Source organism: Phytohabitans aurantiacus (assembly GCF_027923225.1).
Classification (GTDB): domain Bacteria; phylum Actinomycetota; class Actinomycetes; order Mycobacteriales; family Micromonosporaceae; genus Phytohabitans; species Phytohabitans aurantiacus.
Map to the genome: position 1 here is coordinate 208,590 of NZ_BSDI01000011.1, position 15,534 is coordinate 224,123.

The 15,534-nt window shown below is 70.3% G+C and carries 13 protein-coding genes; 10 read left to right on the top strand and 3 right to left on the bottom strand.

The features are described from left to right. Positions 1 to 9 precede the first annotated feature (9 nt). On the bottom strand, positions 10 to 1,116 hold the full coding sequence (gene tal, locus QMG73_RS14630; protein ID WP_281895703.1) for a transaldolase: 1,107 nt from the start codon (positions 1,114 to 1,116) through the stop codon (positions 10 to 12). 14 nt (positions 1,117 to 1,130) lie between these two features. Continuing rightward, positions 1,131 to 3,260 (bottom strand): transketolase, encoded by a 2,130-nt coding sequence (tkt, locus tag QMG73_RS14635; RefSeq protein ID WP_281895704.1) that lies wholly within the window; start codon positions 3,258 to 3,260, stop codon positions 1,131 to 1,133. Between the two features lie 244 nt (positions 3,261 to 3,504). Between tkt and QMG73_RS14640 the strand changes: the two genes are divergently transcribed. From QMG73_RS14640 to QMG73_RS14685, 10 genes are all read left to right on the top strand, one after another. Then, positions 3,505 to 4,476: a heme o synthase gene (locus QMG73_RS14640; protein WP_281895706.1), complete on the top strand. Its 972-nt coding sequence runs from the start codon at positions 3,505 to 3,507 to the stop codon at positions 4,474 to 4,476. A 210-nt stretch (positions 4,477 to 4,686) separates the two neighbouring features. Continuing rightward, a complete protein-coding gene (locus QMG73_RS14645) occupies positions 4,687 to 5,022 on the top strand; it encodes a hypothetical protein (protein WP_265252679.1) in 336 nt (111 codons plus the stop codon). Between the two features lie 3 nt (positions 5,023 to 5,025). Beyond that, complete coding sequence (locus QMG73_RS14650) at positions 5,026 to 5,934, top strand: ATP-grasp domain-containing protein (protein ID WP_281895709.1); 909 nt, start codon at positions 5,026 to 5,028, stop codon at positions 5,932 to 5,934. 152 nt (positions 5,935 to 6,086) lie between these two features. Then, positions 6,087 to 9,293, top strand: a complete 3,207-nt coding sequence (locus tag QMG73_RS14655) for a S8 family serine peptidase (protein WP_281895712.1) — start codon at positions 6,087 to 6,089, stop codon at positions 9,291 to 9,293. 241 nt (positions 9,294 to 9,534) lie between these two features. Then, a complete protein-coding gene (locus tag QMG73_RS14660) occupies positions 9,535 to 9,948 on the top strand; it encodes a peptidase inhibitor family I36 protein (protein WP_281895713.1) in 414 nt (137 codons plus the stop codon). A 193-nt stretch (positions 9,949 to 10,141) separates the two neighbouring features. Further along, the gene (locus tag QMG73_RS14665) at positions 10,142 to 11,062 is read left to right on the top strand and encodes a hypothetical protein (RefSeq protein ID WP_281895714.1); all 921 of its coding nucleotides are present in this window, start codon (positions 10,142 to 10,144) and stop codon (positions 11,060 to 11,062) included. Further along, on the top strand, positions 11,062 to 12,465 hold the full coding sequence (locus tag QMG73_RS14670) for a peptidoglycan-binding domain-containing protein (RefSeq protein ID WP_281895716.1): 1,404 nt from the start codon (positions 11,062 to 11,064) through the stop codon (positions 12,463 to 12,465). The genes QMG73_RS14665 and QMG73_RS14670 overlap by 1 nt, the downstream gene beginning before the upstream one ends. Next, positions 12,462 to 13,160, top strand: coding sequence for an ABC transporter ATP-binding protein (locus QMG73_RS14675; RefSeq protein ID WP_281895718.1), 699 nt, complete (start codon positions 12,462 to 12,464; stop codon positions 13,158 to 13,160). Before QMG73_RS14670 ends, QMG73_RS14675 begins: the two co-directional genes overlap by 4 nt. Further along, a complete protein-coding gene (locus QMG73_RS14680; RefSeq protein ID WP_281895722.1) occupies positions 13,157 to 14,395 on the top strand; it encodes an ABC transporter permease in 1,239 nt (412 codons plus the stop codon). The genes QMG73_RS14675 and QMG73_RS14680 overlap by 4 nt, the downstream gene beginning before the upstream one ends. Before the next feature lie 7 nt (positions 14,396 to 14,402). Then, the gene (locus QMG73_RS14685; protein WP_281895724.1) at positions 14,403 to 14,579 is read left to right on the top strand and encodes a hypothetical protein; all 177 of its coding nucleotides are present in this window, start codon (positions 14,403 to 14,405) and stop codon (positions 14,577 to 14,579) included. Between the two features lie 11 nt (positions 14,580 to 14,590). Here the strand turns inward: QMG73_RS14685 and QMG73_RS14690 are convergent, their stop codons facing one another. After that, positions 14,591 to 15,499, bottom strand: a complete 909-nt coding sequence (locus tag QMG73_RS14690; RefSeq protein WP_407676802.1) for a COX15/CtaA family protein — start codon at positions 15,497 to 15,499, stop codon at positions 14,591 to 14,593. Positions 15,500 to 15,534 lie beyond the last annotated feature (35 nt).

Genomic DNA, 15,534 nt, shown 5'->3' on the forward strand with positions numbered 1-15,534 from the left:
CCTGTACCTTTACTTGCTCGTCTGGAGCTGACCGTCGACGGTCTGGAGCAGCTCCAGCCAGCTCTGCTCGAACTTCTCGACGCCCTCGCGCTCCAGCGTCTCCACCACGTCGTCGTAGTCGATGCCGAGCTGCGCCAGGTCGTCGAGCACCTTGCGAGCCTGCGCGTACGAGCCGGTGACCGTGTCGCCGCGGGTCTCGCCGTGGTCGGCGTACGCGTCGATGGTGGCCGCCGGCATCGTGTTGACGATGCCGGGAGCGACCAGCTCCTCGACGTAGATGACGTCACGCATGGCCGGGTTCTTCGTCGAGGTGGACGCCCACAGTGGACGCTGCGGGTGCGCGCCCGCGTCGGCGAGCGCCTGCCACCGGTCGGAGGAGAACACCTGCGTGTACCGCTCGTAGGCCAGCTGCGCGTTGGCGATGGCGGCCTTGCCCTGCAACGCCTTCGCCTCCGCCGAGCCGACCTTGTCGAGGCGCTTGTCGACCTCGGTGTCCACACGGGACACGAAGAACGACGCCACCGAGCCGATCTTGGTCAGGTCGTGGCCGTTGGCCTTGGCCTGCTCCAGGCCGGCGAGGAACGCCTCCATCACCTGCTGGTACCGCTCGAGCGAGAAGATCAGCGTCACGTTGACGCTGATGCCCGCCGCGAGTACCGCCGTGATCGCCGGCAGGCCCTCGACGGTCGCCGGGATCTTGATGAAGAGGTTCTGCCGGTCGACCAGCCACCACAGCGCCTTGGCCTCGGCGACCGTCTTCTCCGTCTCGTGCGCCAGCCGCGGGTCTACCTCGATGGAGACCCGGCCGTCGACGCCCGCCGAGGCGTCGTACGCCGGCTTCATCACGTCACACGCCCACCGCACGTCGTACGTGGTCAGCATGCGCACGGTCTCCTCGACGTTGACCCCGCGCACGGCGAGGTCGCGCACCTGCCCGTCGTACGCCTCGGCGTCGCTGAGCGCCTTGGCGAAAATGGTCGGGTTGGTCGTCACGCCGACCACGTGCTTTTCCCGACGCAACTGATCGAGCCCACCGGACTCCAGCCGCACCCGGGAGAGATCGTCGATCCACACCGCTACACCAGCGGCGGAAAGCTCACCAAGCCGGTCCGTCATAGTTTTACGCTCCCTCAGTTACCGGTCGTCGTACCTGTGATGTCGCCGACGCGGGACAGCGACGCGTGCGCCGCGGCCACGACCCGGTCGGGAGTGAAGCCGAACTGCTCGAACAGCACCTGGTACGGCGCGCTTGCCCCATAGTGTTCAATGCTGACGCATTCCCCACTGTCGCCCACGATGTCGTGCCACGACATGGCGATCGCGGCCTCGACCGAGACGCGGGCCTTGACGTCGCTCGGCAGCACCGAGTCGCGATATGCCTGGTCCTGGGCGCGGAACCACTCCTGGCAGGGCATCGACACGACCCGGGTCGGCGTGCCCTCGGCCTCCAGCCGCTCGCGGGCGGTCAGGCAGAGCGCCACCTCCGAGCCGGTGCCGATGAGGATCACCTTGGGCTGGCCGCCGGACGCCTCGGCCAGCACGTATCCGCCCTTGGCCACGCCCTCGGCCGGCGCCAGCTCGGTGCGGTCGAACACCGGCAGCGCCTGCCGGGTCAGCGCGAGCGCGGTCGGCCGGTCGGTGTGCTCCAGCGCCAGGCGCCACGCCCACGCCGTCTCGTTGGCGTCACCGGGGCGTACGACGTCGAGGCCGGGGATGGCCCGCAGCGCGGACAGGTGTTCGATCGGCTGGTGGGTCGGGCCGTCTTCGCCGAGGCCGATCGAGTCGTGCGTCCAGACGTAGATCACCGGCAGCTTCATCAGCGCGGCGAGCCGCACGGCCGGCCGCATGTAGTCGCTGAAGACAAGGAAGGTGCCGCCGTACGGGCGGGTGCCGCCGTGCAGCACGATGCCGTTGAGGATCGCGCCCATGCCGTGCTCGCGGATGCCGAAGTGCAGCGTGCGGCCGTACTCGTTGCCGGGGAACTCCTTCGTCGCGTGCTCGGTCGGCACGAACGAGGGCTCGCCCTTCATCGTCGTGTTGTTGCTCTCCGCCAGGTCGGCCGAGCCGCCCCACAGCTCGGGCAGCACCGGGGCGAGCGCGTCGAGCACCTTGCCGGACGCCGCGCGGGTGGCGATGCCCTTGGCGTCGGCCGGGAACTCCGGCAGCGCCTCGGTCCATGCCTCGGGCAGGCTGCGGGTGGAGAGGCGGTCGAAGAGGGCCTTGCGCTCGGGGTTGGCGGTGGCCCAGGCGTCGAACTTCTGCTGCCACTCGGCGTGCGCGGCCCGACCCCGGTCGACGACCTCGCGGGCGTGGGCGAGCACCTTGTCGTCGACGGCGAACGACTGCTCCGGGTCGAAGCCGAGCAGCTTCTTGGTGGCGGCCACCTCGTCCTTGCCGAGCGCCGAGCCGTGCGACTTGCCGGTGTTCTGCTTGTTGGGTGCCGGCCACGCGATGATCGTGCGCAGGGCGATGAACGAGGGGCGGTCGGTCTCGGCCTTGGCCCGCTGCAGGGCGGCGTGCAGAGCCTCGACGTCCTCGTGGTACTCGCCCTCTTCGGGGTGACCCTTGCGCCAGTTGACCGTCTCGACGTGCCAGCCGTACGCCTCGTACCGCGCCGCGATGTCCTCGCTCTTGGCGATGCGGGTGTCGTCTTCGATCGAGATCTCGTTGTCGTCCCAGACGAGGATCAGGTTGCCGAGCTTCTGGTGGCCGGCGAGCGCGCTGGCCTCGTGGCTGATGCCCTCTTCGAGGTCACCGTCCGAGGCGAACGCCCAGATGTGGTGGTCGAACGGCGACTCACCGGGCGCCGCCTCCGGGTCGTACAAGCCCCGCTCGCGCCGCGCCGCGAACGCCATGCCGACCGCGTTGCCCACACCCTGGCCAAGCGGCCCAGTCGTGGTCTCGACGCCGACCGTGTGCCCGTGCTCGGGGTGACCCGGGGTGAGCGAGCCCCACTGCCGCAGGGACTTGAGGTCGGAAAGGCTCAGGCCGTAGCCCGACAGGTACAGCTGGATGTAGAGGGTCAGGCTGGAGTGGCCCATGGAGAGCACGAACCGGTCGCGGCCGGCCCAGTTCGCGTCGGTCGGATCGTGCTTCAGCAGCTTGTTGAAGAGCAGGTACGCCGCCGGGGCCATGCTCATCGCGGTGCCGGGATGACCGTTGCCGGACTTCTCCACGGCGTCCATAGCCAGCGTCCGTACGGTGTCGACCGCTTTGCGGTCGAGCTCTGACCAGGTGAGAGATGTTTCGTTCGCGGTCACGATGTGTGCTCCTCGGCAATGCGTCGACCCTCTTGCGTTGACCCTATCTACCCGTGCTAAACGTCTGCGCCCGGATCTCACGCCACGTCCGTTCACGAGCTGTGACGGGGCACACGCCCGGTTCTTCTACACGGGGTAGGAGTCAGTGCGGATCAACCCTGCGCGTACCCTGTCGGTCGGCGCGCTGACCTTGCTGGTCGCACGCCATCCAAGCGCCCGCGACGCCGGAAGGTGGCCTGGTTACGTGAGCATGATCACCGAGCGCCCAGCCCCACCGGCGGGCGTCGTCGATCCGCGTCCGGTCGCCCCGCGTGACCTCGCGCGGAGCCGCACGCGGTCCCGTCCGGACGTGGCGGCGGTGGTCAAGGCGTACGTCGCGCTCACCAAGCCGCGCATCGTCGAGCTGCTGCTCGTGACGACGGTACCGGCGATGATGCTCGCCGCCGACGGCCTGCCGTCGTTGTGGCTGGTCGCGGTGGTCCTGGTCGGCGGCTCGCTCGCGGCCGGCGCCGCCAACGCGCTGAACTGCTATATCGACCGCGACATCGACCAGGTCATGAAGCGCACGTCCCGCCGCCCGCTGCCCGCGCACCGGGTCGCGCCGCGCAACGCGCTGGTCTTCGGCCTCGTACTGGGCGTCGTGTCGATCGCGCTGATGGCCGCCTTCACCAACTGGCTGGCCACCGGGCTGACGCTCGCCGCGATCATCTACTACGACGTCGTCTACACGCTGTGGCTCAAGCGCTCGACGCCGCAGAACACCTTCTGGGGTGGCGCGTGCGGCGCGGCGCCGGTGCTGATCGGCTGGGCGGCGGTCACGGGCGGGCTGTCGCCGCTCGCATGGGCGCTGTTCGGTGTCGTGTTCTTCTGGCAGATGCCGCACTTCTACGCGCTGGCGATCAAGTTCAAGGACGACTACGCGCGGGCGGGCATTCCGATGCTCCCGGTGGTCGCCTCGGCACGCCGCGTCAATGCCGAGATCCTGATCTTCGCCTGGCTCACGCTGGCGACGTCACTCGCGGTCTGGCCGCTGGGCATGAGTCTCGTGTACGGAGTAACAGCGCTGGTCTTCGGAGCGCTCTTTGTACTGGAGGCGCACCGGTTGGTCGGTCGTTCCCGGCGGGGAGAGCCGCTCCGTCCGATGCGCCTGTTCCACTGGTCGACGACGTACCTGACGATCCTCTTCGTCGCGGTCGCCGCCGACGCGCTCATCTAAATTGTCCTTTTCGAGGCGAATCTCCGCAGTTACGGGTCGACTTTTTGGCACCCGGCAATAGGTCTGATTTGCCGTCCCGGCGTTTACCAAAATGTCCGGAAAAATCGGGCGAAAGTGTCGCCTGGTCGAGGTAAACGTCTGGGTAATTGGCATCACAAATAATTGTCGGTGCCCCGCGCCAAGCCTCTGCGTCTGCATAGGCTTCGGCTCATGGCAGATGGTTCCGATACGAAGCTGGCTACTGATCCGACTGCTCCGGCGTCGACCCCTGCGGGTCTCGTCGCGGGCATTCGGGCGTTCGCCGCCGGGCACGGGGGAGCTAAGGCGGTCATCGAGTACGTCGGCAAGCGTGGCGCACGAATCGTCCTCGTGGGGGAAGACGGCGTGTGGGCAGACCAGTTCGCTGAGGCCACCGACGTGGCGCGCACGGCATGCGTCAAGGCAGGCGTCGAGGTGGAGAACGAGTGGGAGCGCGAGCTCATGGACCAGATGCGGCCGAGCAACGACCTCTGGCGCTCGATGGGCCGGCGCAATCTGGCCCGCTGACCCGTGACAGTTAACGTCGACCCAGCGGCCCGGGAGCGATCCCGGGTCGCTCTCGTTACGTGCGCCGAACTGCCCGATCTCGACCCCGACGACCGGTTGCTGATCGAGCCCCTGCGCGCCTTCGGCATCGAGGCGACCCCGGTCGCCTGGGACGCGACCGGCGTCGACTGGTCGTCCTTCCGCCTCGCCGTGCTCCGCTCTCCCTGGGACTACACGGCACGCCGCGACGAGTTCGTGGCCTGGGCCGCCGGTGTGCCGTCTTTGGCGAACCCGGCCGACATCGTCCAGTGGAACACCGACAAGCGCTACCTGGGCGACCTGACGGCGGCTGGCGTCCCCGTCGTACCGACCGCGTGGGCCACCGACGACACGTGGACCCCGCCGGCCGGCGAGGCGTACGTGGTGAAGCCTTCGGTCGGTGCCGGCAGCGTCGACACCGGCCGGTACCGCCTCGGCGACCCCGACGAGGCGCGGCTCGCCCGCGAACACGCCGCCCGCCTGATCGCCGCCGGCCGCACCGTGATGATCCAGCCGTACCTGCCAGCCGTCGACACGTACGGCGAGACCGCCCTGCTGTACCTCCCCGACGAGTCCGGCAAGCTGGCGTTCAGCCACGCCATCCGCAAGGGCGCCATGCTCGACGGCCCCGACACCGGTGCGACCGGCCTCTACAAGGAAGAGACCATCAAGCCCCGCGTGCCGATCGACGCCGAGTTGGCAGTGGGCGAGCAGGCGCTGGCAGCGATCCCCGGCGGCCCCGACCGCCTGCTGTACGCCCGCGTCGACGTGATCCCCGACGAAGCCGGCCGGCCGCTGCTGGTAGAGCTCGAGCTGACCGAGCCTTCCTTGTTCCTGGCCACCGCCGAGGCCGCCCCCGCCCGCCTAGCCAGGGCAATCGCCTCCCACCGCTAACTCCACCCCGCATTTACGTGATCAGGGCGTCCCTCAAGTCGCTAGAACGACTTGAGGGACGCCCTGATCACGTCAGTGGTGGGGTTGCGGATCTGGGAGGCATCTGCTTTGGTCTATGTCTGGCTTTGGTTGCTTTGTGGAGGTGGATCTAGGTGAGGGTGGGTACGCGGGGTGTGGTCGCGCTTGTGGTGCTGTGTGCGGCTGCGGCCGTACCCGCTGTCGCCAACGGGGAAGCGGCGCCCACCGTGTCCGCCGCTGCCGCGCCCACCGCGGACGCCCGCTCTGTCACGCTCGTCAGCGGCGATCGCGTCACCGTCACCGCTGGCGACAAGGCGTCGGTCTCGCCCGGCGAAGGGCGCGAGGACATGCGGTTCGTGACTCGGCGGGACGGCGACCATCTGCACGTGATTCCGGCCGACGCGTTGGCGCTGCTGCGAGCGGGCGATCTGGATCCGCGGCTGTTCGACGTCACCACCCTGTTCGAGTTTGGCTATGACGGACTGGCCGAGTTGCCGCTCATCGTCACCTACGACGGGACCGACGCGCGGGCCCGGGGGCGGGAACGAGTGGCCGAGGGCGGTGCGCGGGTCGTGCGTGATCTCGTGCCGGTGGAGGGGCACGCGGTCGCGGCGGATACTGACAATCTCACCGACTTCTGGTCGACGTTCACCGTTGGGGGGCCGGCCGAGCGGCGCATGACGATCGGTGTCGACGCGATCTGGCTCGACGGGCTGCGCCAGCCGGCCCTGGCCGAGAGCGTGCCGCAGATCGGCGCGCCGGCGGCGTGGGCGGCCGGCTTCGACGGCACGGGCAGCACGGTCGCCGTACTTGATAGTGGTGTGGACGCGGGTCACGCGGATCTGGCGGGCCGGGTGACCGCGCGGCAGAACTTCACCGACGGTAACGAGGACGACAAGGATCACACGGGTCACGGCACGCACGTGGCCGCGACGGTGGCCGGTGCCGACGGTGTGGCGCCGGGCGCCCGGCTGCTCGACGGCAAGGTGTGTGTCGACGGTGGGTGCGCCGAGTCGTGGATCGTCGCCGGGATGGAGTGGGCGGCCAAGCAAGGCGCCACGGTCGCCAACCTCAGCCTCGGTGGCCCCGACACCCCCGGGCTCGACCCGGTGGAGCGGGCGGTGCAGGTCCTGACCGGCACGCTCTTCGTGGTCGCGGCGGGCAACATCCCGGGCGCGGGCACGATCTCGTCGCCGGCCACGGCGGACGCGGCGCTCGCGGTGGGTGCGGTCACGAAAGCCGACCGGCTCGCCGACTTTTCCAGCCAGGGCCCGCGCGCCGAGGACGGCGCGCTCAAGCCGGACATCACCGCCCCGGGCGTCGCCATCACCGCCGCCCGCAGCGCCGATTCGACGCTGCCGGGTGACACGCACACCACCCTGTCCGGTACTTCCATGGCCGCCCCACACGCCGCTGGCGCCGCCGCGATCCTCGCTCAGCGGCGTCCCGACTGGACCCCGGCGCAGATCAAGGCCGGGCTGATGGGTGCGGCAAAGCCCGATCCGGCGCTGAGCGTGTTCGCGCAGGGTGCCGGGCGGCTCGACGTGGCCGCGGCGGTCACCCGGACGGTCACCGCCGTGCCGGCGAGCCTCAGCTTCGGGCGGCAACCGTGGCCGCACGACGACGACACCCCGGTCGCGAAGACCGTCACGTACCGCAACGACGGCACCGAACCGGTCACCCTCACGCCCGCTGTCGACGGGCTGCCGGCCGCCATGGTCACCGTCGAGCCGGCCGCCGTCACCGTGCCGGCGGGCGGCACCGCCGAAGTCACGGTCACCGTCGACGGGCGGGTGGACGGGGCGAACGGGTTGCTCACCGGCCACCTGACGGCCGGTGACACGCACACGCCGCTGGCGTTCGACCGTGAGGTGGAGAGCTACGAGGTCACGGTGGCGCACCTGGGCCGCGACGGCGCACCCGCAGAGGGGTACGTGACGGTCCTGGCGAGCTGGGACGGCAAGATCGCGCGCACGCTGCCCGCCTCCACCGGTACCGTGCGCACCCGGCTGCCCAAGGGCCGGTACACGGTGCTCAGCGCGATCACCGCGCCGGACGGTGCCGGCTATGCCACGACGATGCTCGCCCAGCCCAGCCTCGACGTGGGCGGCGCCGTGACCATCACGCTGGACTCGCGAACGGGCCGGCCGCTGTCGGCGTCGGTGCCGCGCGCGGATGCCGGCCAGGCCTTCGCCGAGGTGGCGGCCAGCGCCATCGCCACCGGGCGCACCGTCGAGGTGGGCACGCTCGGCCGCACGTTCGCCGGCCTGTACGCGGGCGCGGTCGACGCCAGCACCGCAGAGGGCTTCGTGTCGCGCGTGACGGCGACGTTCGAGGCGCCCGACACGGCGTACCTGCTGGGGTGGCTCACCGAGGATCACATGATCACGGGGATGGCGCAGGAGTTGACCGCCGCCGACCTCGCCACGGTACGGGCCGACCACGGTCACGAGGCGTCCGGCACGACGGGACGGAAGCTGGCCTGGCCGGTACTGCCCGACGCGCTGATGGGCGGCTTCGCGCATCCGCTGGCGTTCGCGCTGCCGTCGACCCGCACCGAGTACTACAACGCGGGCGGGCGGATGCGGTGGTTCCGGTCGTTCGACGAGATGACCGCGGACGAGTACGTCACGACCACCGTCGCGCCGCCGCTTTCCTACAAGCCCGGTCAGGCGTACCAGGAGCAGTGGAGCCGCGGCGTCTTCGGCCCGACGGTGGCGTCACCGGCGTACGAGCACCAGTGGGTCACCCGCACCGGTGACAAGCTGCTCGTGCTCGCCCCGCTGTACGGCGACGGGGTGGGTCGGGCCGGGTACTCGGGCATCGCGACGGGCCGCATCACGCTCTTCCTCGATGGTGTCAAAAACGCCGAGCTCAGCGAGCTGAACGGGGAGTTCGAGGTGCCGCCCGAGCCAGCCGACTACCGCCTGGAGATGGTGGCGCAGCGGTCAGGCCCGGCGACGCTGTCGACCGAGGTACGGGTGGCGTGGACGTTCCGGTCCGGGCATGTGGAAGGTGCGGAGGCGGTGCGGATGCCGCTGTCGACGGTGCAGTTCGCGCCGCCGGTCAACAGCGAAAACGCCGCGCCCGCCGGCCAGCCCGCCACGATCCCCGTGACCGTGACGCCGCAACCGGATTCGGCGGCCGCCCCGAACGCGTCGCTGCGCGTGGAGGCGTCGTTCGACGACGGCAAGTCGTGGGTCGTCGCCACGCGCGCCGGCAACGCGGTCGTGCTGCAGCACCCCGCTGGGCCCGGTTACGTATCGCTGAGGGCGGTGGCGGAGGACGAATCAGGCAACACGGTCGAGCAGACGGTGATCCGCGCCTACAAGCTCGCTTGATCCTCCTTGATACGCAGCTGCCTAAAGCCGACTGATGTATTGACGCCAACGCATCCTGTGGCAGGGTTATAGCGGGTTGCCCGGCTCGCGACTGGGCGGCTCATGTCTTCGGGGGGTTCGGCGGCCGAGATATTCCTCGGGGATTCCTGCGCGTAGGTCCGGAAGTGCCAACAAGCAGAGCGCCTCGGCAACGCATCCAGCGAGGTCCTGGTGTGAATTCACCAAGGGGGAATACAGACCCATGAGAATCAAGAAGGCGATTGCCGCTGCTGCGGCATTCGCAGGCGTCGCGGCGGTCGGAGTGTTCGGGGCCTCGGCGCCCGCCGCCGCCGCGCCCGGCAATGGCGTGATCGAGTACGGCGAGTTCGTGCTGTGGGAGCACTCCAACTACGGTGGGGCGCTGTACGACAGCAATGGAAACCTTGCTAACTACAGCGGGTACTTCTTCGTCAACTCGGGCACCCAGCTCAACGACCGCGCGAGCAGCATTGCCAACTATCACCAGACCCGGAGCCTTCGTACATACCAGCACGCCAACTACACCTACCCGTACATCTCGGTCCTCCCGTACGGGCAGGCGTCAGGCAACGTCAGCTGGGCGTACTACAGCCTGGGCAGCTTCAACGACAACCTGAGCTCCCACTTGTTCTTCTAGCTCTAGTCGCGGGGCGCGCGGCGCTCCGGGACATGGAACGGTGAGAGGCGGTGTCCCGTCCAAGCCACGGCCTGGCCGTGGCCGGGCGGGGCACCGTTAGGGCCCGTTGGCCAACACGCTCCAAATATGAATTCGCGCAGAATATTTCATTACAACTGCGAACGGTGTATCACGTCCCATCGAGGAGATCTAAATGATTCCAGTCCCGCAAGGGCGACGGTCATCCACATGGGGCGCCATCGCCGTCGCGGCGCTGGTCGTCGTGTTGGTTGGCTGCACCAAAGACGCCTCAGATGACGCGGACGAGCCGGCCATCGACGCGGTCCCGGTGATCCGGTCGTCTTCGGAACTGGTTCTCCCATTGGATGACTTCGCACAGACCGAAGATCAAGAACACGCCATTACCGACGCTGTCAACATTCTGGGTCGGCAGTGCATGAAGCGTTTCGGTCTTGACTGGCCAGCGGCGCGGGTGTCAGGCTCGTTCGAGGTCGATCCGTATGCCCGGCGTTATTCGATCATTGATGTGGAGAAGGCGTCGGTGGAGGGTTATCACGCGGTCGACATCATCAAGCGGCAGCGCGCCCTCGCCGAGCTGGACGCGAATGCTCCGACGCCGTCGAGGGAGGCGATGAACGTGTGGGCGGGACGCGGGCAGAGCTCGTACAACGGGGAGCCGGTGCCCGCCGGCGGCTGTGCGAAGGAGGCGACGGACAAGCTCGCCGGGGGTGTGCGGGAGGCCGACCTGGCGCTCGTGCAACGCCTCCAGGTCGAGGCGCGGGGGCGCACGATGGCCGACAGCCGGGTGGTGAAGGTCTTCGCGGCGTGGAGCGCGTGCATGAAGGATGAGGGTTTCAGCTATCCCGATCCGTTCGCGGCCAACGACGACCAGCGGTGGCAGAGCGAGACGATCAGTGCGGAGGAGACCGCGACGGCGGTCGCCGACGTGAAGTGCAAGGACAAGGCCAACGTGGTCGGGACGATGCTGGCGGTGGAGCGGGCTTACCAGCGGCGGCAGGTCGAGCAGCACGGCACCGAGCTGACCGCGGTCAAGGCGTACGTGCAGGCACGGGCGGCCACAGCTGGGCGGGTGCTGGCCAGCGGCGGCGCTTGATGGCGACGCCCGACGAGCCTGGGCGGGCCGACGAGGCGCCCGATGCCGGCGAGGTGGCCGAGGGGGCGCCGGCGGTAGGTTCGGTGCTGGCGCGGCGGCAGCGCTGGCTGACCTGGGGCGCGGCCGTGGTGGCGCTGCTGTGCGTAGCCGTGCTCGGCCTGTCCACGCTGGTCCGGTCGCCCGCGCAGGTCGCGGCGGAGACCGAGGCGCCCGAGCGCACGGTGTTGACCGCGGTCGTGGAGCAGCGGTTGCTCGAAGACACAGTGGTGTTACGCGGCACGGTGGTGCAGACCCGCCCGGTGGAGATCCGCCCGGCCGCGGTCTTCGAGGCGGAGCGGATGGTCGTCACCGGGGTCCGGGTCAAGGCTGGGCAGCGGCTGGCCAAGGGCGCGGTGGTTGCCGAGGTGTCCGGCCGCCCGGTCGTGGTGCTGCCGGGCGCGTTTCCCGCGTATCGAGACATTCGCCCGGGCGCGCGAGGCAAGGACGTCGCGCAGTTGCAGGCGGCGCTGCGCAGCCTGGGGTACCGAGTGGCGACGGAGACGGTGTTCGGGCCATCGACGAAGGCGGCGCTGACCCGACTGTACGACGCGCTGGGCTATCCGGTGCCGACGACGGGTGAGGCCGACGCGCAGGCGGTGCGGGCCGCCCGCGCTCAGGTGACGGCGGCCGAGCGCGCGCTGCGGCAGGCGCAGGCGGTGGCCACGCCGGCGCCGGGTACGTCCAGCGTGGCCGACGCCAAGCAGGCGCTGACGCAGGCGAAGGCCGACCTCGCGGCGCTGGTGGCGCGCACCGGGCCGATGTTGCCGATGGGCGAGGTCGCGTTCGTGCCGCGGTTTCCGGCGCGGGTGGTAAAGGTCGACGCGGTGGTCGGCCAGGAGGTGACCGGGACGCTGGCCGTTCTCGCGGTGGGCGACGTGGTGGCCGTGGGCACCCTGGCCGGAGCGGATCCACAGGGTGTGGTGGTCGACCTGCCGGTGCAGATAAGAGCCGGCGAGAGCGGCGAAACCCTGCCGGGCAAGGTCGTCGCGGTCGGTGAGGCGGCAGCCGCGATGGCGGCCGCCCCGGGCGGCTCGGGCGAGTCCGGTGACTCCAGCGGCGGGACGGTCCCGACCGGGTACGCCGTGGCGGTGGCCGGCGATGCGCAACTCGACGAGGCACTGGTCGGGCAGGGGGTGCGGCTCAGCATCGTCGTGGCCAGCTCGGCGCAGCCGGTGCTGGTGGTGCCGGTGGCCGCCGTTTCGGCCGGCGCGGATTCGCAGGCGACGGTCACCGTCGTCGCGGGGGCGGACGAGCAACGCACGGTGCCGGTGACCGTTGGGCGCACTGGTGACGGATACGTCGAGGTGTCCGCACCCGCCGGTCAGCTCCAGGCGGGCGACCGGGTCGTGGTGGGGCAGCGGTGAGCACTCCCGCGGTCGAGTTCGCCGGGGTCGGACGCACCTATCCCGGCCCGCCGCCGGTGCGCGCGCTCCAACCCGCCGACTTGATCATCGAGCAGGGGCAGTACGTAGCGGTGGTGGGCCCCTCCGGCTCGGGCAAGAGCACGTTCCTCAACCTGATCGGCCTGCTCGACACGCCGACCACCGGCCGGTACCGTCTCGACGGCATCGACGTCGGGCAGCTGTCCGAACCGCAACGCGGCGCCCTGCGCGGACGCCGGATCGGCTTCGTATTCCAGGCGTTCCACCTGATGCCGCACCGCACCGCCACGGAAAACGTGATGCTCGCGATGCTCTACACCGGCGTCCAGCACGGCGAGCGGGCTGCCCGCGCAGCAGACGCGCTCGCCAGTGTCGGGCTCGCGCACCGCGTCGCCGCCCTACCCACCACCATGTCCGGCGGCGAGCGCCAGCGCGTCGCGGTGGCGCGGGCCCTGGTCAACCGGCCCAGCCTGCTGCTGTGCGACGAGCCCACCGGAAACCTCGACTCGGCCACCGCCACCGCCATCCTGGACCTCTTCGACGACCTGCACCGCACCGGCGTCACCCTGGTGGTGGTCACCCACAATGACGACGTGGCGGTCCGCGCCCAACATGTCATCACGATCCGCGACGGCATCCTGGAGGAGCGCCGTTACCCCACCGAGGCGCGGCCGTGAGGGTGCTGGGCCGGTGGCGCCGGCCGCACGCCGTGCCGCCGGCCCGGATCAGCACCCGCGACCTCGTCCGAGAGGCGCTCGCTGGCGTGCTGCAACGCCCGGCTCGCTCCACCTTGACAACCCTGGGCACTGTCGTCGGCGTCGCGACGTTCGTGGCCGTGCTCGGCCTGACAGCCACCACCGGCGCCCAGATCAGCAAGCGGTTCACGGTGCTGGCGGCTACCGAGGTCACCGTCGAGGACATAGCCGCCGACGCGGATCTGGAAGGCCCTCCGTTCACCCCCGACGCGGAGTCCCGGGCGCTGGCCATCGACGGCGTCGACCAGGCTGGCGTCTACTGGTTCGCCGGCAGCCGCCCGGTCGGCAGGCTGCCTATGGCAGACTCCGCCAAACTCGACGCCTACCCTGTCGTGGCCGCCAGCCCCGGTGCCGTCCTCGCCATGCGCCCCACTCTGGCCGCCGGCCGCCTCTACGACGAGTTCCACGACGGCCACCGGCAACACGTCGCCGTACTCGGGCAGGCCGTCGCCCAACGCCTCGGCATCACCCGCCTCGATACCCAGCCCGCCGTCTTCGTCGACGGCGTGCCCCTCACCGTCATCGGCATCGTCGCCGATGCCCAGCGCCACGGTGAGCTGCTGCTCTCGGTCACCGTCCCGCGGGCCACGGCGGAAGACCTCTGGGGACCGCCGGCCAGCGGTGATCCCACGCGCATGATCGTCGAGACCCGGCTCGGCGCCGCCCAGGTCGTCGCCGCGCAGCTCGCCGTCGCTCTGCGTCCCGACGCGGCGAACCGGCTACGCGTCACCGCGCCGCCCGACCCACGCAGCCTCCAGGAAGGCGTCGCCGCCGACCTCAGCGCCCTGTTCCTCTTGCTCGCCGGGATCTGCCTGGTCATCGGTGCCGTCGGCATCGCGAACACCACGCTGGTCGCCGTCCTCGAACGCGTACCGGAGATTGGCCTGCGCCGCTGCCTCGGCGCCCGCGGCCGGCACGTGGCTGCCCAGTTCCTCACCGAAAGCGCCGTCCTGGGCACCCTCGGCGGCCTTGCCGGCACCGCCCTCGGGGCCACCGCGGTCGTCGCCGTCGCGGTCCTGTGGGAATGGACCGCCGTCCTCGAACCCTGGGCCGTCCTGCCGGCGCCCGCCCTCGGCACCCTCACCGGCATCGTCGCCGGCCTCTACCCGGCCCTGCGGGCCTCCCGCATCCCACCCATCCAAGCCCTGCAGCGATAGGAGAGCCATGAGCCGTACTGTCGCGGCCACGATCGGTCGCCTGACCCTCGCCCTACTCCTGGCCACCGCCCTGGCCGGCTGCCCCAGCGGTGACTCCAGCGACGACCCGACCCCGTTCGAGTCGCCCAGCCCCGCCGACAGCGCGCACCTTCCGCCACTGCCCGGCGAACCCAGCCCGACGTAGCCCCGCAACGCTCACTTCACGGAGTAGTCCGCCGATCTTGCGGGTGTCATGTCGATGAGCCTGGTTTGGAACCTGACATCGGCAAGATTGGCGAGCAGGGCCAGCGTCGCGAGCCACACCAGCGAGGCGCCGAGCATGTGGGCGCCCACGAGAATCTCGGGAAGGCCCGTGAAGTACTGGACCAAACCGATCAACCCCTGCGCGAGCTCGACCGCGACCAGTACCAGAGCCGCCTTTGCGGCGCGCTGAGCGCCGATGCCCCACAGCGCCAGCCACGCCGCCACCGAGAGACCGATCAGCAGGAACACGAGGTCGGCATGGACCTGGGAGATCGTCTCGGCGTCGATGTCGATGCGGGCGGCGCCGTGGTCGCCGGCGTGCGGGCCGCTGCCGGTGACCCACGTGCCCACGGTGATCGTGGCCGTCGTGACCGCCACGATCACCCAGCCGAGTGCGCGCAGCGGCCCCGGGATCGCCTCAGGCGTGACCGGCGCGCGGAGGGCACGCCAGAAGGCGTAGGCCGCGATCAGTACCGCCATCGAGCCGAGGAAGTGCACGCCCACCAACCACGGGTTGAGCGTGGTCAGCACGGTGAGCCCGCCGATCAGGATCTGCGCGAAGACGCCGAAGACGACCGCGCCGGAGAGCCACACGAGCCGGCGCTGGCGGGGCCGCCGCCGCAGGGCGCCCACCAGGCAGGCGATGGCGACACCGACGACGACGACGCCGAGCAGGCGGTTGCCGAACTCGATGGCGCCGTGGATGCCCATTTCCTGGTTCGCGGTGTAGGACTGGTCGGTGCATCTGGGCCAGGTGGGGCAGCCTAGGCCGGAGTCGGTCAGCCTTACGGCGCCGCCGGTTACGACGATGGCTACGTTGGCTACGACGGAGGTCAGGGCTAGGCGGGGGAGCACGGTCACTATCCTACGTAGTAGTTGCGGTGGGGTGCGGGGGG